This is a genomic window from Geodermatophilus sp. SYSU D00742, assembly GCF_054049935.1.
In genome coordinates this window covers 1-24988 of sequence record NZ_JBJGYJ010000049.1, presented here as the reverse complement: position 1 = coordinate 24988, position 24988 = coordinate 1, and the positions used below count along the sequence as shown (strand labels likewise).

Annotated in this window: 21 protein-coding genes; 13 read left to right on the top strand and 8 right to left on the bottom strand. The window is 75.2% G+C overall.

Annotation, left to right across the window (positions count from 1 at the left end; translation table 11 throughout):
• Positions 1-55 precede the first annotated feature (55 nt).
• Positions 56-1393, bottom strand: a complete 1338-nt coding sequence (locus ACI78V_RS21715) for an MFS transporter (RefSeq protein ID WP_456854589.1) — start codon at positions 1391-1393, stop codon at positions 56-58.
• Positions 1394-1611: 218 nt separating this feature from the next.
• Complete coding sequence (gene mdlC, locus ACI78V_RS21710) at positions 1612-3213, bottom strand: benzoylformate decarboxylase (RefSeq protein WP_456854587.1); 1602 nt, start codon at positions 3211-3213, stop codon at positions 1612-1614.
• A 234-nt stretch (positions 3214-3447) separates the two neighbouring features.
• Between mdlC and ACI78V_RS21705 the strand changes: the two genes are divergently transcribed.
• From ACI78V_RS21705 to ACI78V_RS21690, 4 genes are all read left to right on the top strand, one after another.
• Positions 3448-4911, top strand: a complete 1464-nt coding sequence (locus ACI78V_RS21705; RefSeq protein ID WP_456854585.1) for an aldehyde dehydrogenase family protein — start codon at positions 3448-3450, stop codon at positions 4909-4911.
• Positions 4912-5031: 120 nt separating this feature from the next.
• Positions 5032-6258, top strand: coding sequence for a formaldehyde dehydrogenase, glutathione-independent (gene fdhA, locus ACI78V_RS21700; protein WP_456854584.1), 1227 nt, complete (start codon positions 5032-5034; stop codon positions 6256-6258).
• A 104-nt stretch (positions 6259-6362) separates the two neighbouring features.
• Complete coding sequence (locus tag ACI78V_RS21695) at positions 6363-7760, top strand: MFS transporter (protein ID WP_456854582.1); 1398 nt, start codon at positions 6363-6365, stop codon at positions 7758-7760.
• A 133-nt stretch (positions 7761-7893) separates the two neighbouring features.
• Positions 7894-8766 (top strand): alpha/beta fold hydrolase, encoded by an 873-nt coding sequence (locus tag ACI78V_RS21690; RefSeq protein WP_456854579.1) that lies wholly within the window; start codon positions 7894-7896, stop codon positions 8764-8766.
• A 160-nt stretch (positions 8767-8926) separates the two neighbouring features.
• Here the strand turns inward: ACI78V_RS21690 and ACI78V_RS21685 are convergent, their stop codons facing one another.
• The 4 genes from ACI78V_RS21685 to ACI78V_RS21670 form a co-directional block, all read right to left on the bottom strand.
• Positions 8927-9526 carry a YceI family protein gene (locus ACI78V_RS21685; protein WP_456854577.1) on the bottom strand — a complete coding sequence of 200 codons (600 nt, stop codon included), beginning with the start codon at positions 9524-9526 and terminating at the stop codon, positions 8927-8929.
• 76 nt (positions 9527-9602) lie between these two features.
• The gene (locus tag ACI78V_RS21680; RefSeq protein WP_456854575.1) at positions 9603-10463 is read right to left on the bottom strand and encodes an amidohydrolase family protein; all 861 of its coding nucleotides are present in this window, start codon (positions 10461-10463) and stop codon (positions 9603-9605) included.
• A gap of 1 nt (position 10464) precedes the next feature.
• Complete coding sequence (locus tag ACI78V_RS21675; RefSeq protein ID WP_456854573.1) at positions 10465-12258, bottom strand: AMP-binding protein; 1794 nt, start codon at positions 12256-12258, stop codon at positions 10465-10467.
• A 98-nt stretch (positions 12259-12356) separates the two neighbouring features.
• Complete coding sequence (locus tag ACI78V_RS21670; RefSeq protein WP_456854591.1) at positions 12357-13154, bottom strand: enoyl-CoA hydratase-related protein; 798 nt, start codon at positions 13152-13154, stop codon at positions 12357-12359.
• Positions 13155-13251: 97 nt separating this feature from the next.
• Between ACI78V_RS21670 and ACI78V_RS21665 the strand changes: the two genes are divergently transcribed.
• The 4 genes from ACI78V_RS21665 to ACI78V_RS21650 all read left to right on the top strand — a co-directional run bounded on the left by ACI78V_RS21665 (position 13252) and on the right by ACI78V_RS21650 (position 15944).
• On the top strand, positions 13252-14010 hold the full coding sequence (locus tag ACI78V_RS21665; protein ID WP_456854571.1) for an SDR family NAD(P)-dependent oxidoreductase: 759 nt from the start codon (positions 13252-13254) through the stop codon (positions 14008-14010).
• Positions 14007-14411, top strand: a complete 405-nt coding sequence (locus ACI78V_RS21660) for a RidA family protein (RefSeq protein WP_456854569.1) — start codon at positions 14007-14009, stop codon at positions 14409-14411. The genes ACI78V_RS21665 and ACI78V_RS21660 overlap by 4 nt, the downstream gene beginning before the upstream one ends.
• A 205-nt stretch (positions 14412-14616) precedes the next feature.
• Positions 14617-15579 (top strand): NADPH:quinone oxidoreductase family protein, encoded by a 963-nt coding sequence (locus tag ACI78V_RS21655; RefSeq protein ID WP_456854566.1) that lies wholly within the window; start codon positions 14617-14619, stop codon positions 15577-15579.
• A 203-nt stretch (positions 15580-15782) separates the two neighbouring features.
• Positions 15783-15944, top strand: coding sequence for a hypothetical protein (locus ACI78V_RS21650; protein WP_456854564.1), 162 nt, complete (start codon positions 15783-15785; stop codon positions 15942-15944).
• Positions 15945-16070: 126 nt separating this feature from the next.
• Here ACI78V_RS21650 and ACI78V_RS21645 read toward each other — a convergent pair whose 3' ends face one another.
• Positions 16071-16916 (bottom strand): PaaX family transcriptional regulator, encoded by an 846-nt coding sequence (locus ACI78V_RS21645; protein WP_456854562.1) that lies wholly within the window; start codon positions 16914-16916, stop codon positions 16071-16073.
• A 122-nt stretch (positions 16917-17038) separates the two neighbouring features.
• Here ACI78V_RS21645 and ACI78V_RS21640 point away from each other — a divergent pair, with 122 nt between their 5' ends.
• The 4 genes from ACI78V_RS21640 (at position 17039) to ACI78V_RS21625 (ending at position 22519) form a co-directional block, all read left to right on the top strand.
• Entirely contained in the window at positions 17039-18646 is a 1608-nt protein-coding gene (locus ACI78V_RS21640) for an AMP-binding protein (protein WP_456854560.1), read from the top strand.
• Between the two features lie 5 nt (positions 18647-18651).
• Positions 18652-21006, top strand: a complete 2355-nt coding sequence (locus ACI78V_RS21635) for a bifunctional salicylyl-CoA 5-hydroxylase/oxidoreductase (RefSeq protein ID WP_456854558.1) — start codon at positions 18652-18654, stop codon at positions 21004-21006.
• Between the two features lie 118 nt (positions 21007-21124).
• A complete protein-coding gene (locus tag ACI78V_RS21630) occupies positions 21125-21859 on the top strand; it encodes an alpha/beta fold hydrolase (RefSeq protein ID WP_456854556.1) in 735 nt (244 codons plus the stop codon).
• A 111-nt stretch (positions 21860-21970) separates the two neighbouring features.
• Positions 21971-22519 carry a DUF6158 family protein gene (locus ACI78V_RS21625; protein WP_456854554.1) on the top strand — a complete coding sequence of 183 codons (549 nt, stop codon included), beginning with the start codon at positions 21971-21973 and terminating at the stop codon, positions 22517-22519.
• A 111-nt stretch (positions 22520-22630) separates the two neighbouring features.
• On the opposite strand, the gene ACI78V_RS21620 is transcribed toward ACI78V_RS21625, so the two are convergent.
• Positions 22631-23476: a PaaX family transcriptional regulator gene (locus ACI78V_RS21620; protein WP_456854552.1), complete on the bottom strand. Its 846-nt coding sequence runs from the start codon at positions 23474-23476 to the stop codon at positions 22631-22633.
• Positions 23477-23659: 183 nt separating this feature from the next.
• Between ACI78V_RS21620 and ACI78V_RS21615 the strand changes: the two genes are divergently transcribed.
• Positions 23660-24886 (top strand): ABC transporter substrate-binding protein, encoded by a 1227-nt coding sequence (locus tag ACI78V_RS21615; protein WP_456854550.1) that lies wholly within the window; start codon positions 23660-23662, stop codon positions 24884-24886.
• Positions 24887-24988: the final 102 nt, after the last annotated feature.

Below are 24988 nucleotides of genomic sequence, written 5' to 3'. Positions count from 1 at the left end.
GCCGGCCGGGACGAGGAGGTCCCGGCCGGCGCGCCGTCGTGGGGTGCGCCGCGGCTCAGGCGGAGGTCGCCGCCGCCGTCCCGAGCCGGTCGGCGTCGGCCTGGGCTGCCTTCGGCACCGGCCGGATGCCGAGCACGGCCAGCAGGCTGACCAGCGAGAGGGCCGCCACGTAGAGGGCGATCGGCGTGGAGGACCCGTAGGCGCCGTAGAGCGCGGTGGCCGCGATCGGGGTGACCGCGCCACCGATCATGCCGCCGAGCTGGTAGGCGATGGAGATGCCGCTGTAGCGGGTCCGCACCTCGAAGATCTCGGTGAACAGGCCCCCCTGGGCCCCGGCCATGATGCCCTGCACCACCGCGGCGACGACGAACGCGAACAGCGCCGCGCCGGCGCTCCCGGTGTTGACCAGCGCGAACATCGGCAGCGGCCAGAGCACCGCGGTCAGGGCGCCGATCGCGAACACCGGCTTGGAGCCGAACCGGTCGGACAGGACGGCGGAGACGACGATCGTGCCGATCCACACCGCGGTCGAGGCGAGGATCAGCCACAGCAGCGTGGTGCGGTCGAAGCCGACGACGGTGGTGCCGTAGGTGAGCATGTAGACGATGACCGTGTAGCCCACCGCCGGCGGGGCGATGGAGGCCAGGCTGCCCAGGACCAGCGTGCGCGGCTGGCGGCGGATCAGCTCGGCCACCGGCACCTTGCTGACCTCCTTGCGCTCCTTGACCTCCTGGAACTCCGGGGCGTCCTGCAGCTTGCTGCGCACGAGGAACCCGACGACGACCAGCGCGATGCTGATGAGGAACGGGATCCGCCAGCCCCACGCGAGGAAGTCCTCGTTGTCCATGCCGGAGACCGCGAGGAAGGCCAGGTTGGAGGTCAGCACGCCGACCGGGACGCCGAACTGCGCGAAGCTGCCGTAGACCGCGCGACGACGGGGGCTCGCGTGCTCGGTCGCGATGAGCACCGCACCGCCCCACTCGCCGCCGACGCCGAAGCCCTGGATCAGCCGCAGCGCGACCAGCAGCAGCGGGGCGCCGACGCCGATCGCGGCGTAGGTGGGCAGGACGCCGATGAGGAAGGTGGACCCACCGGTGAGCAGCAGGGTCAGCACCAGCATCGACTTGCGCCCGATCCGGTCACCGAAGTGGCCGATGACCGCGGCGCCGAGCGGGCGGGCGATGAAGCCGACGGCGAAGGTGGCGAACGCCGCGAGGGTGCCGGCCACCGGCGAGAAGTCGGGGAAGAAGGCGGTCCCGAACACGAGGGCGGCGGCGGTGCCGAAGATGTAGTAGTCGTACCACTCGATCGACGTGCCGACGAAGCTCGCCGCGAAGATGCCCTTCTTCGACGGGCCGGCCTTCGCGGGCGCGGGGGTGGTGGGTGTGGCCACGGGGGAGTTCTCCTCTGGACGCCGCTGTGCAGGGTGCGGGTGCCGCGGGTGACCGCGGTTACACCGCTCCAGAGAATGGAAACCCGTCGTGACACCGAAGTCGTGAGCCGGCCGACCCGGTTCCCGGCGGTCCCCGCGGCGACGCCTCCTACGTCATCCGTCCCACCCGCTCCCCCGACCTGCGGCGACGCCCTCCGGAGGCGCCGGCCACCGGCAGGTCACCCGAGCCTGCGGGTCTCCGCGGTGATCGGCACCTCGACCAGCCGCGGCCCCTCGGCCTTGCCGATCGCGGCGACCTCCTCGGCCAGCTCCTCGGCGGAGCCGACGGCGCGGGCGGGCAGCCCGTAGCCCTGCGCGATGGTCACCGCGTCGAGGCCGGGCAGCTGCAGTCCGGGGACCCCCGACACGCCCAGCTGCCCCACGAACGAGGCGAGGGCCCCGTAGACGCCGTTGCGCAGGACCACGAAGGTCACCGGCAGCCGGTGCTGCACCGCCGTCCAGACCGCCTGGACGCCGTACTGGAAGGCGCCGTCGCCGAGGACGGCGACCACCGGACGGGCGGGGTCGGCCAGCGCGGCGCCCACCGCGGCGGGCACGCCGAAGCCCAGGCCGCCGGCGGCCGGGAACAGCAGCCCGCGCGGCGCGGCGAGGTCCAGGTGCGACCAGAACTGCGCCGTGTTCGCGGTCGACTCGTTGACGAACCGGGTGTGCCCGGGCACCGACCGGGTCAGCAGACCGAACACGGCGTCCGCGGAGAACGGCACCGCGCCCGGCTCGGCGGCGACCGCCCGCTCCGGGGCCGGACGCGCCGGCCGCGGGGGCAGGTCGGCCAGCGCGGTCAGCAACTGGCCGGCGACGGTGTCGACGTCGGCGACGACCGCGTCGCCGAACGCGGCCCGGGCGGCCGTGCCGGGGTCGCTGCCGACGGCGACCAGCTCGGCGCCCTCGGGCAGCCACGGGCCGGGCACGTACACGTGGTAGCGGAACACCGGCGCGCCGAGCACGAGGACCAGGTCGGCGCCGTCCAGGTGCGCGGCGACGCCGGCGATGCTCGGCGGCAGCAGGCCCTGCCACAGCGGGTGGCGGGTCGGGAACGGGCACCGCGGCGCCGAGGGGGCCGTCCACACCGGCGCCTGCAGCCGCTCGGCCAGCGCCACCACCCGGGGGAAGGCGCGCTCGTCGTCGACCTCGGGACCCACGACGAGCACCGGGTTCGCGGCGGCGGCCAGCCGGCCGGCCAGCTCCTCGAGCAGCTCGTCGTCCAGCCCGCCGGCCCGGTGCACCCGGCGGCCGGCCAGGGAGGCGACCTCGTCGGGGTCCACCGGCTGCGCCCAGTCGTCCAGCGGCAGGGAGACGAAGACCGGCCCGGCCGGCGGCAGCGTGGCCAGGTGGAAGGCCTCGGAGAGTGCCCGGGGCACGTCCTGGGCGCGGGCCGGCTCGAAGGACCACTTGACCTGGGGCTCCGGGACGCGGGTCATGGCCTGCTCGCCGAGCATCGAGCCCAGGCCGACCATCGGGCGGGCCTGCTGACCGGCGGTCACCACCAGGGGCGTCCCGCACGCCTTGGCGTTGGCCAGGTTGCCCATCGCGTTGCCCAGGCCGGCGGCGGAGTGCAGGTTCACCAGCGCCGGGCGGCCGGTGACCTGGGCGTAGCCGTCGGCCATGCCGAGCACGGCGCCCTCGTGCAGGCCGAGGACGTACCGGAAGTCGTCCGGGAACCCGTCGAGGAAGGGCAGCTCGTTGGACCCGGGGTTGCCGAACACGGTGGTCAGGCCCCAGGTGCGGAGCAGGTCGAAGGTGGTCTCACGCACGGTGGGCACGGCGTCGTCCTCCTGGAGGGGCGGTCTTCGGGCCGGTGCCCGCGCAGGCTAGACCCTCCACGGGAGCCCCCCGCCGCCTACGTCGGATGTCGCGGGAGGCCCCTCCGGATCCGCCGGACCCGGTCCGGTCGGATGGCCGGGGTGGCCCGGGTCCTCCGGGCCTACCGTGACCCCGGGCACACGCCCGCAGGCCGCCCCGGGCGGCCCTGTACCGACCCTGAGGAAGCAGACCCCATGGTGTCCCTGGACCAGCTGCCGGAGATCCGGACCGAGCTGTTCATCGCCGGCGAGGTGCGCAGCACCGACGACCACCTGCAGGTGGTCGACCCGGCCGACGGCCGGTCGGTCGTCGGTTACGCGGCCGCCGCCAGCGCCAAGCAGGCGGAGGAGGCCGTCGCCGCCGCGGACCGCGCGTTCCCCGCGTGGGCCGCCCGCAGCCCGCAGGAGCGCGCCGAGCTCATCACCGCGGCCCTGGCCCCGCTGGAGGCCGACCGGCACGCGACCGCCGAGATCCTCACCCGCGAGAACGGCAAGGTCCGCATGGAGTCGTTCATCGACTCCCTCGTGTTCGCCCACCGGTTCGGACTGGCCGCACAGCTCGCCGACCAGGTCGAGCACACCGTCACCCTCCCGGCGCCGCCCTACCGGACGACGGTCGGGTACCTGCCGCTGGGCGTGGTCACGATCATCGTGCCGTTCAACTGGCCGCTGGCCATCCTCGCCGCCTCGCTGCCCTACGCCCTGCTCGCCGGCAACACCGTCGTGGTGAAGCCGCCGCCCACCACCCCGCTGGCCACCACGCGGACGGTGCAGGCGGTCGCCGAGCTGCTGCCCCCCGGCGTGCTCAACGTCGTCACCGGCGCCGACGCGGAGATCGGCTCGGCGCTGGTCTCCGACGACCGCGTCAAGCACGTCTGCTTCACCGGCAGCCCCGGCGGCGGCCGGCGGATCATGGCGATGGCCGCGCAGTCGCTGACCCGCGTGGCGCTGGAGCTGGGCGGCAACGACCCCGCGCTGGTGCTGGCCGACGCCGACCTCTCCGGCGACGCCGTGCAGCGGCTGTTCACCGGCACGTTCGACTCCACCGGCCAGATCTGCATGGCCACCAAGCGGCTCTACGTCCACCGCTCCCGCTACGACGAGGTCGTCGAGGGGCTCTCGGGCCTGCTCGCCGCCCAGCGGCTGGGCCACGGTCTCGACGAGGACGTGACCATGGGACCGCTGCACCAGGCGCGCCAGAAGGAGTACGTGCAGGAGCTGCTCGCCCAGGCCCGCGAGTCCGGCGCCGAGGTGCGGGAGTTCGGCGAGGCGGCCGAGGGCGCCGACATCTCCGTCGGCAACTTCCTGCGGCCCTCGCTGGTGCTCGACCCGTCCGACGACGCCCGCGTCGTCGTCGAGGAGCAGTTCGGCCCGACCCTGCCGATCCTGCCCTTCGACGACGAGGACGACGCCGTCGCGCGCGCCAACGACACCTGGTCGGGCCTGTGCTCGTCGGTGTGGACCGCCGACCTCGACCGCGCCGCCGCGGTGGCGGCGCGGCTGCGCACGGGCTACACCTTCGTCAACGCCCACGGTGCCGCCCACCTCGACGAGCGCGCCCCGTTCGGCGGCTTCAACCACAGCGGCATGGGCCGGGAGATGGGCGTCGAGGGTCTCCGCGAGTTCATGGACACCCACGCCGTCGGCTTCCCCGCTTGAGCACCACCCCACGGGCGGGAGGGGCACACCGCCTCCCGCCCGTGGGGAGCACCAGTTGACCGTCCCCGCCGGCAGCCGCGACCGTGCCGGCGTCCACTCGACGACGAGGAGAGCGACCAGATGGCGAACAACCGCGGCGTGACCTACCAGGGCCCGGGCCGGGTCGAGATCACCGACCTGGACTACCCGGAGCTCGTGCTCAAGGACGGCCCGGGGGTGCACCCGGACAACGTGGGCCGCCAGGTGCCCCACGGCGCCATCCTGAAGGTGCTGACCACCAACATCTGCGGCAGCGACCAGCACATGGTCCGCGGCCGCACCACCGCCCCGCACGGCCTGGTGCTCGGCCACGAGATCCTGGGCGAGGTCGTCGAGACCGGGCCGGGCGTGGAGTTCATCAAGACCGGCGACGTCTGCTCGGTGCCGTTCAACATCTCCTGCGGCCGCTGCCGCAACTGCAAGGAGGGCAAGACCGGGATCTGCCTGAACGTCAACCCCGACCGCCCCGGCTCGGCCTACGGCTACGTCGACATGGGCGGCTGGCAGGGCGGCCAGGCGGAGTACGTGATGGTGCCCTACGCGGACTGGAACCTGCTGCGCTTCCCGGACCGCGACCAGGCCATGGAGAAGATCCTCGACCTGACCATGCTGTCGGACATCTTCCCGACCGGGTACCACGGCGCCTACACCGCCGGCGTCACCACCGGCTCCACCGTCTACATCGCCGGTGCCGGCCCCGTGGGCCTGGCCGCCGCGGCCTCCGCGCAGCTGCTCGGCGCCGCGGTCGTCATCGTCGGCGACCTCAACGAGGACCGGCTGGCCGCGGCCCGCGCCTTCGGCTGCGAGACCGTCGACGTCTCCCAGGGCGACCCCAAGGACCAGATCGAGCAGATCCTCGGCGTCCCCGAGGTCGACTGCGGCGTCGACGCGGTGGGCTTCGAGGCCCGCGGCCACGGCTCCGGCGCCCAGAAGGAGGCGCCGGCGACGGTGCTCAACTCCCTCATGGAGATCACCGCGGCCGGGGGCGCGCTGGGCATCCCCGGGCTCTACGTGACCGGGGACCCCGGCGGCATCGACGAGGCGGCCAAGGTCGGCGCGCTGTCGATCTCGCTGGGCACCGGCTGGGCGAAGTCGCTGTCGTTCACCACCGGCCAGTGCCCGGTGATGCGCTACAACCGGCAGCTGATGATGGCGATCCTGCACGACCGGGTGCAGATCGCGGAGGCGGTCAACGCCACGGTCATCGGACTGGACGACGCCCCGCGCGGCTACGCCGAGTTCGACTCCGGCGTCGCCAAGAAGTACGTCATCGACCCGCACAACGTCACCGGCAAGGCGGCCGCCTGAGCGGCACCCGCCCCGGCACGGACGCCGGCGGCCCGGTCCCCGTGACCGGGTCGCCGGCGTCGGTCCGTCCGGGGCCGTCCGGCAGGGCCCATCCCCGCGTCCTGGTGCCCGTGCTGGTCCTGGTCGCCACCGTGGTGGCGGTGACCAGCAGCGTCGGCGCACCGCTGATCCCCGCGGTCGCCGACCTGTACGACGTCCCGCTGCACGTGGCCCAGTGGTCGCTGACCATGCCGCTGCTGGTCGGCGCCGTGGCGACGCCGGTCCTCGGCCGGCTGGGCGACGGGTCGCACCGCCGGACGGTGGCGCTCACCGCCCTCGCCCTGGTCGTGGCCGGCGGCGTCCTCACCGCCCTGCCGCTGGGGCTGGGCTGGTTCCTCGCCGGGCGGGGACTCCAGGGCTTCGGCCTCGGGTTGATGCCGCTGCTCATCGCGACCGCCCGCGAGGCCCTGCCCCCGGAGCGCTCGCGACGCACGATCGCGGCCCTGTCGATCACCGTCGTGTCCGGGGTGGGGCTGGGGTTCCCGATCGCCGGGGCGATCACCACCTACGCCGGGGCCACGGCGGCCTTCTGGACGGCGACGGTGGTCTCCGCCGGCGCTCTCGTCGCGGCCGCCCTCGTGCTGCCGGCGGCCTCCCCGGCGCCGCCCCGGCGGTTCGACCTGGCCGGCGCGCTGCTCCTGGGCCTCGGCCTGGCCGGTGCGCTGGTCACCCTCGCCGAGGGCGAGGGCTGGGGCTGGACCTCGCCGCGGGTGCTGCTGGTGGCCGCCGGCTCGGCGGTCGTCCTGCTCGCGTGGGTCCTCGTCGCCCTGCGGGTGCGCGCGCCGCTCATCGACCTGCGGCTGGCCCGCGGCCGCCTGGCCGCCGCGGGGCACGTGTCCGTCCTGCTGGTCAGCCTGGCCAACTACCTGATGATGGGCTCGGTGCCCGTCCTCGCCCAGACGCCCAGGAGCAGCGGGTACGGCTTCGGCGCCACCGTGCTGGTGGCCGGGCTGGCGTTGCTGCCGTTCTCGCTGGCCGGGATGCTCGCCGGCCCGCTGTCCCGCCGGCTCGGGGACCGCGTGCGCCCGCGGGCGGTACTGGCGACCGGCGCACTGCTGATGGCGGGGGCGCATGCCCTCTTCGCGGTGTTCCGCGACGAGCTGTGGGTGCTGTTCGTCGTCACCGCCGTCGCCGGCCTGGGCGTGAGCACGGTGTTCGCCGCGGCCCCGGGGCTGGTCGTCGCGGCCGTCCCGCAGCGGGAGACCGGCAGCGCCATGGCCCTGAACCAGGTGCTGCGCTACGCCGGGTTCTCCGTGGGCAGCGCGCTGACCGCCACGGTGCTGGCCGCGGTGACCCCGGCCGGCGGGGGCCTACCCAGCGGTACCGGGTACACCGTCATCGGCCTCATCGGCAGCGGCACCTGCGTGGTCGCGGCGCTGGTGGTGTGGCTCCTCGCCGGGCGGGCGGGGACCCAGCCGCCGACCGTGGCCCCCCGGGCCGGCGGGGACACCGTCCGCGCGTAGCCGTCCAGCCACCCGCACACCGGTTCTCGGGCCGAGCGGCCCTGTCGGGCGCCGCCGACCCGGGTCGACGGCACCGGCCCGTAACCTGCCTCCCGGTCCCCGGCCGCACGACCCGCCCCTCGAGGAGTGGCCCATGCCCGCCCCCGCCGTCGACACCGCCCCGGCGTGGTTCACCCGCGCGGTGGCCGTCGCTCCCGAGCACCGGGACGTCGAGGTCGACGGCGCGCGCGTGCACTACCGCGCGTGGGGCGCCCCGGACCGCCCCGGCCTGGTGCTGGTGCACGGGGGCGCGGCGCACTCGGGCTGGTGGGACCACATCGCCCCGCTGCTGGAGACCCACCGCGTGGTCGCCCCGGACCTCAGCGGGCACGGGGACAGCGACCGCCGCGACGCCTACGGCATGACGCAGTGGGCCCGGGAGGTGCTCGCCGTGGCCGCCGCCGAGCAGCTGTCGCGGCCGGTGGTGCTCGGCCACAGCATGGGCGGCTGGGTGGCGCTGACCGCCGGCGTCGAGCACGGGGACGCCGTCGCCGGCGTCGCGGTCATCGACTCCCCGCTGGACCGGCAGCCGCCGGAGGAGCAGACCCTGCGCGAGCAGCCGCGCGTGCACCGGGTGCACCCCGACCTCGACGCCGCGGTCGCCCGTTTCCGCACCCTGCCACCCCAGGAGGTCTACCTGCCCCCGGTGCGCGCGCACGTCGCCCGGGGCTCGCTGCGTGCGGTCGAGGGCGGCTGGACGTGGAAGTTCGACCCCGCCTTCTCCGGCAGCCGCCCGCTGGTGCGCCGGCTGCTGCCCCGGCTGGCCGCGCCCGCGGCGCTGTTCCGCTGCGAGCACGGGCTCGTGACCCCGGGGATGGCCGCGGAGATGGCGGCGCTGGTGCCCGGCGGGCTGCCCGTGGTCGACCTGCCCGAGGCCGGGCACCACCCGATGCTCGACCAGCCGCTGGCCCTGCTGGCCGGCGTCCGCACGCTGCTCGCCGTGTGGCCCCCTGCCCGTCGCGCGTGACGTCGGGCCGTGCCCGGCTCCGGACGCATCCACCACCCGGGCCCGGCCCACGGTCGTGTCGGCCGAGGCCGCCGCCCGCGCACATGCGCCACGCCGACACCGTGGGCATGCGCGGCTCCACCGGCGCCGGGCGCTCCCGCCGACCGCCGGCAGGCCGTGCTCAGGCGACGCGGACGGCGGAGACGTCGAACTCGATCTGGATGCGGTCGCTGACCAGCACGCCGCCGGTGTCGAGCGGCGTGTTCCAGGTCAGCCCCCACTCGCTGCGCTTGATCGCCAGGGCACCCTCGAAGCCCACCCGGGTCTGCCCGAACGGGTCCTTCGCCGAGCCGGTGAGGGTGAAGTCGACCGAGACGGGACGGGTGGTGTCGCGGATGGTCAGGTCGCCGGTCACCGTGTACACGTCGGTCTCGACCTGCTCCACGTCGGTGGAGACGAAGACGATCTCGGGGAACGTCTCGACGTCCAGGAAGTCCGCGGAACGCAGGTGGGCGTCGCGGTCGGGCTGGCCGGTGTCGACGCTCGCCGTCCGGATCCGCAGGGTCACCGTGCTGGCCGCGGGGTCGGCCGTGTCCAGGTGGGCGGTGCCGCTGAACTCGGTGAACGACCCCCGGACCGTGGTGACCATCGCGTGGCGGGCGCGGATGCCGATACGCGTGTGCGCGGCGTCGATCTCGTAGTCGCCGCTGACGTCGACGAGGGCGGTGGTCGCCGCGTCGAAGTCGGTGGGGTCCGCGTCAGGTGCCCGGTGCTTGCCCATGGCCGACCTCTCCTTCCCCCTGGTGCATCCGCTCCATCCTGACGGATGCCCCCGGAGCGGACGCACGGGGGTGGTCTCAGCGGGCGTCGAGGCCGGCGTAGACGCGCCGCGCGTTGTGCCCCAGCACCAGCGGGACGACGTCGTCGGGGAGGCCGAGGGAGGCGACGGCGCGGGCGTTGGCGGCCTGGCCGGGGACGCCGGGCCAGTCGGTGCCGTAGACCCACTTCCGGGCCAGGCGCCCCAGGTCGAACCGGGCGTAGTACTCCGGCAGCCGCTTGGGCGGCAGACCGGACAGCTCGATCCACACGTTCGGCCGGGAGAGGGCGAGGAACGCGGCGGCGTCGTACCACCAGCCGCGGCCGCCGTGGGCGAGCACCACCTGCAGGTCGGGGAAGTCGCGCAGGACGGCGTCGAGCAGCTGCGGGTCGGCGTAGGCGTTGGTCGACCCGGGGAAGCTGCTGGTGCCACAGTGCACGACCAGCGGCACCCCGCGCTCGACGAGGACGGCGTAGGCGGGGTACATCGCGGCGTCGTCGGCGCGGAAGCCGCCGTGCACCGGGTGGATCTTCAACGCCGCCGCGCCCAGGTCCAGCTGCCGGGTCAGCTCGCGGGCGATCGGGAAGTGCAGGTGCGGGTTGACGTTGGCCACCGGGCGGAAGCGCCGCGGGTTGTGCTCCACGATCGGCAGCAGGTCGTCGAAGAGCTGGTAGCCGGTGGCCTTGGGGCTGTACTCGCAGAACAGCAGGGCGACGTCGACGCCGTCCTCGGCGAAGAGCCGGTCCAGCGCCGCGGGGTCGGGGCTGCCGTCGGGGCGCCACACCTGCTCGAGGATGCCGGGCGGACCGAACTGCCGCGCCCAGTCGACCCAGGCGGGCGCGAGCGTGGCCAGGTGCGGCGCGTGGACGTGCGCGTCCACGAGCAGGTGTCCGTCGAGCACGTCAGCGATCCTCCCCCGCCGGCCGGACGACCACCTGCGGCGGCACGGGCTCCGCGGTGAGCAGCGCCACGAGGTCGGCCCGGCGGTCACGGACGGCGGCCTGGTTGACGTAGCCCTTGTCGGTGATCTCCCCGGCGTCGAGCTGGGCGGGCTCGGTCAGCACGAGCAGCCGCTCGACGCACTGCGACGAGCCGCCGCCCTGGGCCGCCAGCCGGGCGAGGGTGGCGGCGAGCTCGGCCCGCAGACCGTCGTCGGGCACGCCGTCGGCGTCCACCCGGCCGGCGTGCTCGGGGTGCAGCCAGACCATGGCGCTGACGAACGCGGCGTCCTGGCCGCAGACCACCGCGTCGGTGAGCAGGCCCGCGGACGCCGACAGCAGCTGCGGGCGCAGCGTGCCGACGCTGACGAAGGTGCCGGTCATCAGCTTGAAGTCCTCGGCGATGCGGCCCCGGAACACCAGGCCGGCCGCCGGGTCGCCGGGGTCGACCGGCGCCACGGCGTCGCCGGTGCGGAGGAAGCCGTGCTCGTCGAAGGCGGCCGCGGTCAGGTCGGGACGGCGGTGGTAGCCCGGGGTCACGTTGGGCCCGGCCACCCGGACCTCTGTCTTGGCGCCCACGGGCACCAGCGCCAGCTCCACCCCCGGCAGCGGCACCCCGAGCACGTCGCTGCGGGTGATCGGGTAGTGGGCGCTGGTGGCGGCCGGCGCGGTCTCGGTCAGGCCCCACGACGTGGTCATCTGCATCCGCGCGCCGTGCTCGGCGGCCAGCTCCTGCAGCCGGTCCCACAGCTGCTGGGGCAGCGCGGCGGCGGCGAAGAAGCCCAGCCGCAGCCGCTCGAGGAAGGCCGCGGCCGCGTCCCGGTCGCGCTCCAGGTGCGGGAGCAGCGCGGCGTAGCCGGCGGGCACGTTGAAGTAGACGGTGGGGCGGGCGTCGGCCAGGTTGCGCACCGTCCGCCCGACCAGAGCCGGGGCCGGGCGGCCGTCGTCGATCCACAGCGTGCCGCCGTTGACCAGCACCATGTCCAGGTCGTGGCTGCCGCCGAAGGTGTGGCTCCAGGGCAGCCAGTCCAGCAGCACCGGCGGCTCCTCGGCGAGGAACGGCCAGACCTGGCGCATCTGCTGCTGGTTGGCCGACAACATCCCGTGGGTGGTGAGCACGCCCTTGGGGGTGCCGGTCGAGCCGGAGGTGAACAGGATCTTGGCGACGTCCTCCCGCCGCAGCGCCGCGCACCGCCGGTCGACCTCGGCGGTCGGCTCGGCGCCGAACCCCGCCAGCGGGGTCGAGCCGGGGACGTCGCCGTCCCGGCTGAGCACCGGGCGGTTCCCGGCCACGGCCGCCACGGCGGCGGCGTAGGAGGCGTCCTCGGCGACGACCAGGCCGGGGTCGACGAGGTCGGCCATCGCCCGCAGCTTCGCGTGGTCGGCGCTCTGCAGCGAGTACGCCACGCTGGTGGGGACGACGGGCGCGCCCACCGTCATCCCGGCCAGCAGCACCGCCAGGTGCAGCCGGCTGTTGCCCGACAGCACCATCACCGGCCGGTCGGCCAGCCCCCGGTCGACCAGCCCCTGTGCCAGCCGGTCGGCCTGCACGCGCACCTCGCCCCAGGTCGAGCGCGCCCACTCCTCCCCGGCCCGCTCGGCGACCAGCAGCCGGTCGGGGTGGGCCTCGCTCCCGGCGCGGAAGGAGAGCACGACGCTGACCGGGTGGTCGGCCAGGGGCTCGGCCGAGCGCAGCAGCAGCCGGCCGTCGGGGAGCTGCTGCGACTCGATGCGCGGAGGGCTGAAGGTGTCGGGCATCGCGGACCACCTCGGGACGTCGTCAACCGGGTCGGGCGGTGCCCGGATGTTCTACGCCGCAGCCGCGCTGCGTCAAGACACTTGTAGACCGTGCGCGGTCAGCGGAAGCGACGGAAGTCCGGCGGACGCTTCTCGGCGAAGGCACGGGCGCCCTCCATGCCCTCCTCGCTGACCGCGAACAGGGACAGCCCGTCGAAGGCCAGGTGGGAGATGCCGCCGAGGTGGTCGGTGTCGGCGTTGAACGAGTGCTTGAGGAACCGCAGCGCGGTCGGCGAGTAGGAGCCCATCCTGCGGGCCCACTCGCGCGCGGTCTCCAGCAGTCGCTCGCGGGGCACGACCTCGTTGACCAGCCCCCAGCGCTCGGCGGTGGCGGCGTCGTAGCGGTCGAGCAGGAACCAGATCTGGCGGGCCCGCTTCTCCCCGACGACCCGGGCCAGGTAGGCCGAGCCGAAGCCGGCGTCGAAGGACCCGACCCGCGGCCCGGCCTGCGCGAACGTCGCCTCCTCGCAGGCGACGGTGAGGTCGCACAGCACGTGCAGCACGTGGCCGCCGCCGATGGCGATGCCGTTGACCGCGGCGATCACCGGCTTCGGGACGTCGCGGATGATGCGGTGCAACCGCTCGATCTCGAACGTCCCCCACTCGGTCTCGCCGTAGCCGCCGGTCTCGGCGCGCTCCTTGACGTCGCCGCCGGTGCAGAAGGCGCGCTCGCCGGTCGCGGTGAGGATGACCGCGGCCACGCGCGGGTCGGCCCAGGCGTGCTTGAACGCGGAGATCAACTCGTCGACGGTGCGCCCGCGGAAGCTGTTCATCCGCTCGGGGCGGTCGATGGTGACGACGGCGTGGTTGTCCTCCTCGACCTCGTAACGGACGTCGGTGAACTCCTCGGGCCGCATGCCCACCACCCCTCCGTGGTCCCCGGCGCCGGCGGTCGCGAGGGCCGGTATGTCGTCATGTTGACGGTCGTCACGAGCGGCTGGCAAGCTCGCCGGCGTGGTCGCCCGCCGCTGCCTGGTGACCGGCGCGGGGCGGGGCATCGGCGCCGCCGTGGCGCGCCGGCTGGCCGGTGGGGGCCACGCCGTCGCCCTGACCGCGCGCAGCGCCGGGGAGCTCGAGGCGGTCGCCGCCGGCCTGCCCGGGCCCGCGCTCGCCGTCCCCGCCGACCTCACCGACCCGGCCGCCGCCGACGCCGTCGTCGGCGCCGTCGAGCGGGAGTGGGGCGGCCCCGTGGAGGTGCTCGTGCTCAACGCCGGCGCCGGCACCTCGGCCCCGCTGGCGCGGACGACCGACGAGGAGTGGGCGCGGGCGCTGGACCTCAACCTGACCGCCCCGTTCCGGCTCCTGCGGCGGGCACTGCCGGGCATGGTCGACGCCGGCTGGGGCCGGGTGGTGGCAGTCGCCTCGACCGCGGCCAAACGTGGCGACCCCTACGTCGCGGCCTACACCGCGAGCAAGCACGGGCTGCTCGGCCTGGTGCGGTCGGCGGCCGCGGAGGTGGCCGGCACGGGCGTGACGGTGAACGCGGTCTGCCCCGGCTACGTCGACACCCCGATGACCGACCGGACCGTGGCCACGATCAGCGCCACGACCGGGCGGACGCCGGAGCAGGCGCGCGAGGCCCTGGCGCGCCGCCAGCCGATCGGGCGGCTGGTGGAGCCCGACGAGGTCGCCGACGCGGTGCTGCTCTGCGTGGCCAGCGCGGCGATCACCGGGCAGGGCATCAACGTCGACGGAGGGACGGTGCAGTCGTGAGCGGTCTCGAACGGGTGGACCCGCCGGAGCTGGCCCGGCCCTCGGGCTTCGCGCACGCGGTGGTGGCCCCACCGGGGCGCACGGTGTTCCTCGCCGGGCAGACCGCGATGGACGCCGGGGGCCGGATCGTCGGCGCCGACGTCGTGGAGCAGTTCGAGCGGGCGCTGGGCAACCTGCTCACCGCACTGCGGGCCGCCGGCGGGGAACCGGCACAGCTGGCCTCGCTCACCGTGTACGCGGTCGACCTGGCCGACTACCGCGCCCGCGCCCGCGACATCGGCGGGGTGTGGCGGCGGCTGGTCGGCAGCGACTACCCCGCGATGGCCGGCATCGGCGTGGCCCGGCTGTGGGACGACGAGGCGCTCGTCGAAGTCCAGGGCATCGCCGTCCTGCCGGCCTGATCGCACCGCCTCCCGCACCGAGCGACCGGGAGTCCTGACCGCCGTCACCACCCCGCCGCCCCACCGGGGCGCGACGCGTCGGTCGGGGCCCGCCCTGACCGGCCCACCCCGGCCGCCGGTGAGGACGTGGCCCGGTGCGGATCCGGGCCGGCCCAGGCCAGAGGGCCGATCTGGCGGGTCACCGACGGTCGCTCTAGCGTGGGTCATGCGTGCTGCAGTGATCACCGCGCTCACCGGACCGGATGCCGTGGAGGTCCAGGAGCGACCAGAGCCCGTGCCCGGGTCGCACCAGGTGCTCGTCGACGTCGAGTACGCGGGTGTCACCTTCCCGGACGTGCTGCAGACCCGGGGCCTGTACCAGCGGCGTCCCGACGTCCCGTTCACCCCCGGGTGGGAGGTGTCCGGGGTGGTGCGGGCGGACGCCGGTGGCCTGCGCGCCGGTGATCGGGTGGCGGCCATGCCGATCACCGGCGGCCTCGCCGAGAGCGTCGCGGTCGACGGCCACCTCGTGTTCCCGCTGCCCGACGGCCTGCCGTTCGACAAGGCCGCTGCACTACCGCTGAACTACCTGACGGCGCACTTCGCGCTCACCCGCCGCGCGCAGCTGGAGAAGGGCGAGACGGTCCTGGTGCACGGCGCCGCCGGTGGGCTGGGCACCGCCGCCTGCCAGCTGGGTGCGGCCTACGGCGCCCGGGTGGTCGCGGTCGTCTCCACGCCCGAGAAGGAGGAGGTCGCCCGGGCGGCCGGAGCGCACGACGTCGTGCTGGTCGACGGCTTCCGCGACGAGGTCCGCCGGCTGACCGGGGGCCGCGGGGTGGACGTCGTCGTCGACCCGGTCGGCGGCGACCGGTTCACCGACTCCCTGCGCTCGCTGGCCCGCGAGGGGCGGCTGCTCGTCCTCGGCTTCACCGGCGGTGAGATCCCCACCGTCAGGGTCAACCGGCTGCTGCTGACCAACACGTCGGTGCTGGGCGTGGCCTCGGCCGAGTTCTGGTCCGACGAACCCGACCACCCCGGTCGGCAGTGGCGCGACCTGGTGCCGCTGATCGAGGCCGGCGCGATCGACCCGCCGATCGACCGGGTCTTCCCCCTGGAGGACGCCGCCGCAGCGATCCGCCGTCTGGACGGACGCCGGGCTGCCGGCAGGGTGCTGGTCCGGACACGCTGAGGGACGGGCCCCGGGGGGAAGGCAGGTGCACCTGAGCCGCCCCAGTCCCCGAGCGGCCCGCTGGGGGACGTCCGAGCCGGTCGCACCGATCCGCTGTGTGCCGGGAGCCCGACCCGGTTCCCGGCGGGCTGGGGCCCGGGGAGCCGGCGCCCCGGGGCCAACGGCCCTGGGGTCACCCCCGGCCGGCTCCTAGCCTCCCCCACATGGCCGGGAAGCCGATCCGGTGTCGCCTCGGGCTCCATGCCTTCGTCGTGGAGCATCCGCACGACGAGCGACCGCAGGGGCCCGACGCCAAGGTCTGTCGTCTCTGCGGCAAGCGCACCGGCCCCGGCGCCTGGGGGCTGCCGCCGGTGGTGGGCAGCTAGCGCCCGCATCGCGCGGTGTCCCACCGGCCGCCTCCGGGGCGGGCGCTCCGGGCCCAGGACCAGCCCGGGTGCAACGGTGGCCGCGGGCTCCGGCGATCCGGCCGCACGGTCCCGGAGAGCGGGGGGTCAGGAGTCGAGGAGCCGGCGGGCGTGGTCGGCGGCGGGCCCGGCCAGGCGGTCGGCGAGCTCGGCGAACAGGTCGGCGGCGCGCGCGCCGTTCCAGTCCCCGGGCAGCAGCTCCAGCGGGAGCCCGGGGTCGGCGTAGGGCAGCCCGCGCCAGTCGGTGACCAGCCGGACGTGGTCGGCGAAGGCCCGCGCGGGGTCGAGCGGCTGGTCGGGCCGGGCGCGCTCCAGGGCGGGGCCGTGCCGGTCGAGGAAGCCGGCGTAGCGCTCGTGCAGCGCGTCGAGGTCCCACCAGCGCGCGACCGCCACCCGGGCCTCCTCCCGCGGCACCCGCGCCTGCGAGAACAGCTCCACGTAGCCGTCCAGCCCGCGTCGGCGGAGCACCTCACGGACGTCGTCCCCCAGGTGCCCGGGGGCAACCCAGACCCCCGGCGCCACGGTGCCGAAGCCGAGCCGGGTGAGCTCCGAGCGCAGCCGGTGGCGGTGCTCCCGCTCGGACTCCGGCACGGAGAAGACGACGAGCAGCCAGCCGTCGGACTCGCGGGCCCGGCGGCGGCCGAAGATCCGCGCGTCCCCCTCGGCGAGCACCTCCAGGGCCTCGCCGGTGAGCGCGTAGCCGGCGACGTCGCCGTTCCGCCGGGCGTCCAGCAGGCCCCGCCGCTTGAGCCGGGAGACCGACGAGCGGACGGCCGGCTCCTCCACGCCGAGGTCGGCCATCAGGCGGACGACGGCCGCGACCGACAGCCAGCCCCCGCGGGCGCGCGCGTACAGGCCGTAGAGCGTGACGATCAGCTGGCGGGGCTGCAGGCCGACGGGCGGGGGCGCCGCCGCCTCCTCGACGGCGGTCACGGCACCCACGATAACCGGCACCCGACCGGGCATGTCGTCCCGTTGACTCCCGTCAGTAGCGCGCCATACTGGCGACAGGGTGCGGCCCGGCCGGACCCGGCGACCGCAGGGAGGTCCGTCCCGTGACGCTGAGCGCCCCGCCCCTGTCCCCCTCCGCGCACGTCGATCCCTTCTGCCGCGACCACCTGCCCCCACCGGGGTCCTGGCCGGTCCTGGACATGGGCGACCTCGACTACGGCGAGCGGCTGAACTGCGCGACCGAGTTGCTCGACGGCACCATCGCGCGGTTCGGCGCCGACCGGCCCTGCGTGCGCACCCCCGGCGGGCCGAGCTGGAGTTACGGCGAGCTGCGGGCCCGCGCCGGCCGGATCGCCGGCGTCCTGGTCGAGGAGCTGGGCGTCGTCCCCGGCAACCGGGTCCTGCTGCGCGGCCCCAACAGCCCCGAGCTGGTGGCCTGCTGGCTGGCGGTGCTCAGGGCCGGCGGGGTCGTGGTGACCACGATGCCGGCGTTGCGGGCCGGGGAGCTGGCCACCGTCGGGCGGATGTGCCGGCCCACCGTCGCGCTGTGCGACAGCCGGTTGACCGACGACCTGACCGCCGCCGCCGTCCCCGGGATGGCGGTGGCGACCTACGGGGACGGCGGCCCGCGCGACCTGCTCACCCGGGCCGTGGCCCACCCCGAGGAGTTCGCCGACGTCCCGACCGCCGCCGACGACGTCGCCCTGCTGGCGTTCACCTCGGGCACCACCGGCCGGCCCAAGGCGACGATGCACTTCCACCGCGACGTGCTCGCCATCGCCGACACCTTCTCGGCGCACGTGGTGCGGCCCGAACCCGACGACGTCTTCACCGGCAGCCCGCCGATCGCGTTCACCTACGGCCTCGGCGGGCTGGTGGTCTTCCCGCTGCGGGCCGGCGCGAGCGTGCTGCTGCTCGAGCACCCCTCCCCCGACCTGCTCGCCGACGCCGTCGCCGAGCACGGGGTGACGGCGCTGTTCACCGCGCCGACCGCCTACAAGGCGATCGTGGCCGGCGGGAACGGGCACCGGCTGGCCGGCCTGCGCCGCGCGGTGTCGGCCGGCGAGCCGCTGCCGGCCGCGGTGTGGCACGGGGTGCACGAGGCCAGCGGGGTGCGGGTCATCGACGGCATCGGCTCCACCGAGATGCTGCACGTCTTCATCTCCGCGGCCGACGGCGACATCCGGCCCGGCAGCACCGGCCGCGCCGTCCCGGGCTACACCGCCGCCGTCCTGGACGACGAGGGCAACCCGGTGCCCGACGGGACCGAGGGCCACCTCGCCGTCCGCGGCCCCACCGGCTGCCGCTACCTCGACGGCGACCGGCAGGCGGAGTACGTCCGGCACGGCTGGAACCACACCGGCGACACCTACGTCCGCGACGCCGACGGCTACTTCACCTACCGGGCGCGCACCGACGACATGATCATCTCGGCCGGGTACAACATCGCCGGGCCGGAGGTCGAGCAGGCGCTGCTGACCCACCCGGCGGTCGTGGAGTGCGCGGTCGTCGGCGCCCCGGACCCCGACCGCGGCACGATCGTGAAGGCGTTCGTGGTGCTCTCCCCCGACGCCGGCGGGGTGACCGCCGAGGAGCTGCAGGAGCACTGCCGGGCGGAGATCGCGCGCTACAAGTGCCCGCGCGCCGTCGAGTTCCGCACCGAGCTGCCGCGCACCAGCACGGGCAAGCTGCAGCGGTACCGGCTGCGGTGAGCGGCATGCGCATCGCGGTGGCCGGCGGCGGGCCGGGCGGGCTGTACCTCGCGGCCCTGGTCAAGCAGCTCGACCCGGCGCACGAGGTCACGGTGTGGGAGCGCAACGCGCCCGACGACACGTTCGGCTTCGGCGTCGTCTTCTCCGACGAGACCCTCGGCGGCATCGAGCACGCCGACCCGGCGGTGTTCCGGGAGATGCAGCGGCACTTCGCCCGGTGGGACGACATCGACGTCCACCACCGCGGGCGGGTGACCACCTCCGGCGGGCACGGCTTCGCCGCGATGAGCCGCAAGGAGCTGCTGGGCATCCTGCAGCGGCGCTGCGCCGACCTCGGCGTGCCGGTGCACTTCCGCACCGAGGCCCCCGACCCCGAGCGGCTGCGTGCCGGGTACGACCTCGTCGTCGCCGCCGACGGCGCCCGTTCGGCGGTGCGCACCCGCTACGCCGACGTCTTCCGGCCCACGTTCGACACCCGCCGCTGCCGGTACATGTGGCTGGGCACCGACCTGGTGTTCGAGGCGTTCGAGTTCTACGTCGAGGAGACGCCGTTCGGCGTCATGCAGATCCACGGCTACCCCTACGACCGCACGGGCAGCACGTTCATCGTGGAGATGCACGAGGAGGTCTGGCAGCGCGCGTTCGCCGACGTCGCCGCCCTCGACCTCCCGCCCGGCGAGAGCGACACGAAGTCGATCGCGCTCGTCGAGCAGCTGTTCGCCGGCGTCCTGGGCGGGCACCGGGTGTTCGCCAACAACTCCAAGTGGCTGAACTTCCTGTCACTGCGCAACGAGACGTGGCGGCACGGCAACCTGGTCCTGCTCGGCGACGCCGCGCACACCGCGCACTTCTCGATCGGCTCGGGCACCAAGCTGGCGATGGAGGACGCGCTGGCCCTGGCCGCCTGCCTGCACGAGCAGCCCGACGTCGACGCCGCGCTGACCGCCTACGAGGCCGAGCGGCGGCCGGTCGTGCTCTCCACCCAGCGGGCCGCCCAGGCCAGCCTGGAGTGGTTCGAGGACATCGGCCGCTACGTGCACCAGGACCCCGAGCAGTTCGCGTTCAACATCATCACGCGCAGCCGGCGGGTCACCCACGACAACCTGCGGCTGCGCGACCCGGAGTTCGTCGCCGGCGTGGACGCGTGGTTCGCCCGCACCCAGCCGGAGCCGGTGGAGCCGCGGCCGCCGATGTTCCACTCCTTCCGGCTGGGCCCCCTGGAGCTGGCCAACCGCGTCGTCGTCTCGGCGATGGACATGTACTCCGCCGTCGACGGGCTGCCCACCGACTTCCACCTGGTGCACCTGGGCAGCAAGGCGCTCGGCGGGGCCGGCCTGGTGATGACCGAGATGGTCTGCGTCTCCCCCGAGGGCCGGATCACGCCGGGCTGCACCGGCTTCTACACCGCCGAGCAGGAGGCGGCGTGGACGCGGGTCGTGGACTTCGTGCACTCGGCGACCGACGCGCGGATCGGCGTCCAGCTCGGGCACTCCGGGCGCAAGGGCTCGACCAAGCTCATGTGGGAGGGCATCGACGAGCCGCTGCCGGAGGGCAACTGGGAGGTCGTCGGCCCGTCGGCCGTCCCGTACTCGCCGGCCAACGCCGTGCCGCGGGAGCTGACCGGGGCCGACCTGGCCGCGATCCGCGAGCAGTTCGTGGCCAGCACCCGCGCCGCGGCCCGCGCCGGGTTCGACGTCCTGGAGCTGCACTGCGCGCACGGCTACCTGCTGTCGTCGTTCATCTCCCCGCTGGCCAACCACCGCACCGACCGCTACGGCGGGCCGCTGGAGAACCGGCTGCGCTACCCGCTGGAGGTGTTCGACGCCGTGCGCGCCGCGTGGCCGGCCGAGCGGCCGATGACGGTCCGCATCTCGGCCACCGACTGGTGCGAGGGGGGCACCGACGTCGAGGACGCCGTCGCCGTCGCGCGGGCCTTCGCCGAGCACGGCGCCGACGGCATCGACGTCTCCACCGGACAGGTGGTCAAGGCGGAGCGGCCGGCCTTCGGCCGCAGCTACCAGACCCCCTACGCCGACCGGATCCGCAACGAGGTCGGCCGCGAGTACGGGGTGGCGGTGATCGCCGTCGGGGCGATCTCCAGCTGGGACGACGTCAACTCCATCCTCCTCGCCGGCCGCGCGGACCTCTGCGCACTGGGCCGGCCGCACCTGTACGACCCGCAGTGGACGCTGCACGCCGCCGCCGAGCAGGGCTACTCCGGCCCCGGCGCGCGGTGGCCGGCGCCGTTCCGCGCCGGCAGCCGGCGGCCGCAGACCGGGCGTACCGACGGGCCGCGACCACGGCTGGAGCTGATCCGCAGCGGCGCGACCGGCACCCGGCACGCCCGCTGGCGTCCGTGAGCCCGTGACGGTGCCGACCGCCCGCAGACCGGCGTCCGTGCAGTAGGAAGACGCCGCCGGGTTGCCGGCCGGACACCCGGCTCCCGGCGCGGTCGGTACCCGACGAGGAGGAGTGACCATGGCGGAGGACTTCGTGCTCCAGCACGGTGCGTGGCACGGCGGCTGGGCCTGGCAGCCCGTGGCGGCGCGGCTGCGCGCCGAGGGCCACCGGGTGATCGCCCCGACCAGCCCGGGCCTGGGCATCGACGACGACCCCAGCGGCGTGACGCTGACCGACTGCGTCGACGCGCTCGTGGCCGCCGTCGAGCGCTCCGGTCTGGACGACATCACGCTGGTCGGGCACAGCTGGGGCGGCTACGTCGTGGCCGGTGCCGCGCCGCGGCTGGCCGGCAAGCTCAAGCGGGTGGTGTTCTGGAGCGCGTTCGTCCCCGAGGAGGGACGGTGCCTGAACGACGAGGTGCCGCCCCAGTACACCGAGCTGTTCGAGCAGCTGGCCGCGGCGTCGGGGGACAACACCGTCCTGCTGCCCCTCGAGGTGTTCCAGAGCGGCTTCATGCAGGACGCCGACCCCGCGACCGCCGCGGTGGTGCACTCGGTGCTGCGCCCGCAGTCGTTCCTCTGCTTCAGCGAGCCGGCCGTGGGCGGCAACGCCTACCGCGACCTCGACGTCCCGATCGACTACCTGCTGTCGGTGGACGACATCGCGCTGCCCCCGGGCGAGCACGCGTGGGCGCCGCGCTTCCCCGAGCGCTGCGGGGCGACGGTCACCGAGATCCCCGGCAGCCACGAGTCGATGTTCACCCGGCCCGCCGAGCTGGCCGACGGCATCCTGCGGCTGGCCACGGCGCGCTGAGCACCGGGCCACGGCCACGGCGCCGGGGTGACAGCCCGGCGCCGTGGCCGCCACCATGTGACCCCGGTCACCGCCGACCGGGGCACCGACCGAGCGACCGAGGGAGCGGCGATGACCGACCGACCGGGGATCCCGGCGCGCGAGCTGTCCGACGAGGAGCTGGAACGCCAGGGCGTGCACGCCCACGCGATGCGGCACTGGGTGTTCCTGCACGGCACCGCCGAGCAGTTCCGGACGCACACCGAGCGCATGCTCGAACTGGAGCAGGAGTACCTGCGCCGGCACCCGCAGCGCACCTGGCAGGGGTCCGGCGGCGGTGCGGCGGCCCCCTCCCGCGACGACCGCATCCGCGACCTCGTGCAGACCTTCTCGCGGGCGGTCACCGCGCTGCTGGACGAGGAGCCCTCGCCGGCCGCCCCGGCCCGCGACCGCACCGACCCGGAGGAGGCGCAGGCGGCGCTGCTGCGCCGGTTCGCCGAGGCCGGCGGCCGGATGCACAAGCTGGAGGCGCACCAGATCGCCCGGCAACTGGCGCCCGACAGCCACCTCGTGGCCCGGCTCTACCGCCAGGACCCGCCGCTGCTGCAGGCCGAGCGGGACATGCGGGTGCTCACCGACGCCGGGCGCGCCTGGCTGGAGCGGCACCCCGTCCCCGCGTGAGCGGGTCGGGTCGAGGAGTGGGGGCCGGAGGCCTCCGCGACGAGGCCCGGGACGAGCTCGGCGGACCGGGGACGGCACCCGGCCGCGGTGTCCTCCGGTGGGACGACGATGTCACCGCTCGGCGGTGAGCTCGGCCCAGGCCCGCTGGGCCCGGGGCGCCCAGGTCGCGTGCCGCTCGCGGAAGACGTCCGCGGCCCGGCTGCCGCTCCACCGCGGGGGCAGCAGCTCGCGGGGCAGCCCGGGGTCCAGCAGGGGGAAGCGGCGCCACTCCTGCACGAGCCGGACCTGGGCGACCAGGGCCTGGCGGTCGGTGCGGGGGCGTCGCCGGCCGACCAGCTCCAGGAAGTCCTCGTAGCCGCGCTCGATGCCGTCGAGGTCCCAGGCGGTGCGGGCCAGCGAACGCTCGTCGCCCACGAGCCCGGCGGTCGCGACGAACGACCAGCTGCCGGCGAGCAGGCCCAGCTCGTCGAGGACCCGGCGGGCCTCCTGCTCGCGGTCCACCCGCGGGGTCACCCACGTGCCGGCGTCCAGGGAGCCGAGCCCGGCCCAGCCCAGCTGGGTGCGCAGCCGCTGGCGCAGCGCCCGGTTGTTCTCCGGGACGCCGACCGACAGCACCAGCCAGCGGCCGTCCCACGAACGCTCGTCGGCGGCGAAGCCGTAGATGCGCTCGGTGCCCTCCCGCAGCAGCCGGGTGCCGGCCCCGGTCAGCGACCAGCGGGTCTCCCGCCCGATCCGGCTGGCCTCGATCCACCCGCTGTCGGCGGTGCGCATGATGGCCTGGCGGGCCGCCTTCTCCGCGACGTCGAGGTCGGCCAGCAGCTCCAGGAGGCTCGCGGTCCACACCGGCCGGCCACTGGGCAGCACGAACTCCCCGAGCACCGTCAGCAGCAGGCTGCGCGCGCTCGCGGCCCCCAGCTCCTGCCGGCGGGTGACGAACGGTCCGTCCACGACCTCCACGCCCCTCATCGTGACACCCCGTGCCGCGCGGCCCGGCGCTCCTCGCCGAGGACGACGCCGCAGGTCACGGAACGACACCATCTCGACCCGGCTGTCGGTGTGACCCTTGACACATCCCGCGGGCGCGCTACATGGTTCTTGAGCATCAGACGTGCGGGTGTAGCACGTCGTGACCTCCGGAGTGTGCCCGTGCTGCATCACCTGTCCGGTCGGCGACTGCTCGGCGGCCTCGGCGCCGGTGTCCTCACCCTGGCCATGACCGCGTGCGGAGGCGGCAGCCTCGGCGGGGAGGAGGAGGGCGGTGGAGCCGGCGAGGGCGAGGGCGGCGGCACCGTCCGCGTCGGCCTGGTCATCCCGCAGGCCGGGGTCTACACCCCGCTGGGCGAGGACATGCAGCAGGGCTGGGACCTGTGGCTGGAGCAGAACGGCGGCGAGATGGGCGGCTTCACCGTCGAGACGGTGACCGCCGACGAGGGCGAGGGCCCCGACACCGGCGTCCCGGCCGTCCAGCGGCTGCTCACCGAGGGCGACGTCGACGCGATGGTCGGCATCGTCAACTCCGCCACCGCGCTGGGCGTCGCCGAGCAGGTGACCGAGGCGCAGGTGCCGCTGATCGTGGCCAACGCCGGCGCCGAGGCGATCACGAAGGACGCCGCCAGCCCCTACGTCTGGCGCTCCTCGTTCACCAACGCCCAGATCGCCGCCGCCATGGGCGAGCACCTGGCCGCGGAGGGCATCGGCCCGGTCTACGTCATGGCCCCCGACTACGCGGCCGGGCAGGAGGTGGTCGCCGGCTTCACCGAGGCCTACACCGCCGGCGGCGGCACCATCGCCGGCCAGGCCCTGACCCCGTTCGGCACCACGCAGGACTTCCAGCCGTTCCTGTCCGGCATCCAGGGCTCCGGCGCCGCCGCCACGTTCGTCTTCTACGCCGGCGGGGAGGCGGTCAGCTTCGTCCAGCAGTACGCGGACTTCGGCCTCAAGGACACCATCCCGCTCTACGGCTCGGGCTTCCTCACCGAGGGCAGCGTGCTCGACGCGCAGGGGCCCGCGGCGGTCGGCGTCCGGACGACGCTGCACTACTCGACCGAGATCGACAACCCGGCCAACACCGAGTTCGTGCAGGCCTACCAGGAGGCCTACGACGAGCTGCCGACGACCTACGCCGTGCAGGCCTACGACGCCGCCAACGTCCTGGCCCGCGCGCTGGAGGAGGCCGGCGGCACCGGCGGCGAGGCGCTCAGCGAGGCCCTCGGCGGCCTCGGCGAGATCGACGACAGCCCCCGCGGCCCCTGGAGCTTCACCGACCAGACCCCGGAGCAGGCGGTCTACCTGCGCGAGGTCGTCGACGAGAACGGGACCCTCGTGAACTCCGTCGTCGAGGAGCTCGGCGTCTTCCCCCAGCCCTGACCCGCCCGGGGGGGGGGGGGGGGGGGGGGGGGGGCGCGGCCCCCCCCCCCCCCCCCCCCCCCCCCCCCCCGCCGCCCGCCCGCGCCCCCCCCCCAACCCCAA

What these genes read in the sequence shown, in the direction of transcription:
- ACI78V_RS21705 (WP_456854585.1), top strand. Translation starts at nt 3,448, where the DNA reads ATGGTGTCCCTGGACCAGCTGCCGGAGATCCGGACCGAGCTGTTCATC.
- fdhA (WP_456854584.1), top strand. Translation starts at nt 5,032, where the DNA reads ATGGCGAACAACCGCGGCGTGACCTACCAGGGCCCGGGCCGGGTCGAG.
- ACI78V_RS21690 (WP_456854579.1), top strand. Translation starts at nt 7,894, where the DNA reads ATGCCCGCCCCCGCCGTCGACACCGCCCCGGCGTGGTTCACCCGCGCG.
- ACI78V_RS21685 (WP_456854577.1), bottom strand. Translation starts at nt 9,526, where the DNA reads ATGGGCAAGCACCGGGCACCTGACGCGGACCCCACCGACTTCGACGCG.
- ACI78V_RS21675 (WP_456854573.1), bottom strand. Translation starts at nt 12,258, where the DNA reads ATGCCCGACACCTTCAGCCCTCCGCGCATCGAGTCGCAGCAGCTCCCC.
- ACI78V_RS21670 (WP_456854591.1), bottom strand. Translation starts at nt 13,154, where the DNA reads ATGCGGCCCGAGGAGTTCACCGACGTCCGTTACGAGGTCGAGGAGGAC.
- ACI78V_RS21655 (WP_456854566.1), top strand. Translation starts at nt 14,617, where the DNA reads ATGCGTGCTGCAGTGATCACCGCGCTCACCGGACCGGATGCCGTGGAG.
- ACI78V_RS21650 (WP_456854564.1), top strand. Translation starts at nt 15,783, where the DNA reads ATGGCCGGGAAGCCGATCCGGTGTCGCCTCGGGCTCCATGCCTTCGTC.
- ACI78V_RS21635 (WP_456854558.1), top strand. Translation starts at nt 18,652, where the DNA reads ATGCGCATCGCGGTGGCCGGCGGCGGGCCGGGCGGGCTGTACCTCGCG.
- ACI78V_RS21630 (WP_456854556.1), top strand. Translation starts at nt 21,125, where the DNA reads ATGGCGGAGGACTTCGTGCTCCAGCACGGTGCGTGGCACGGCGGCTGG.
- ACI78V_RS21625 (WP_456854554.1), top strand. Translation starts at nt 21,971, where the DNA reads ATGACCGACCGACCGGGGATCCCGGCGCGCGAGCTGTCCGACGAGGAG.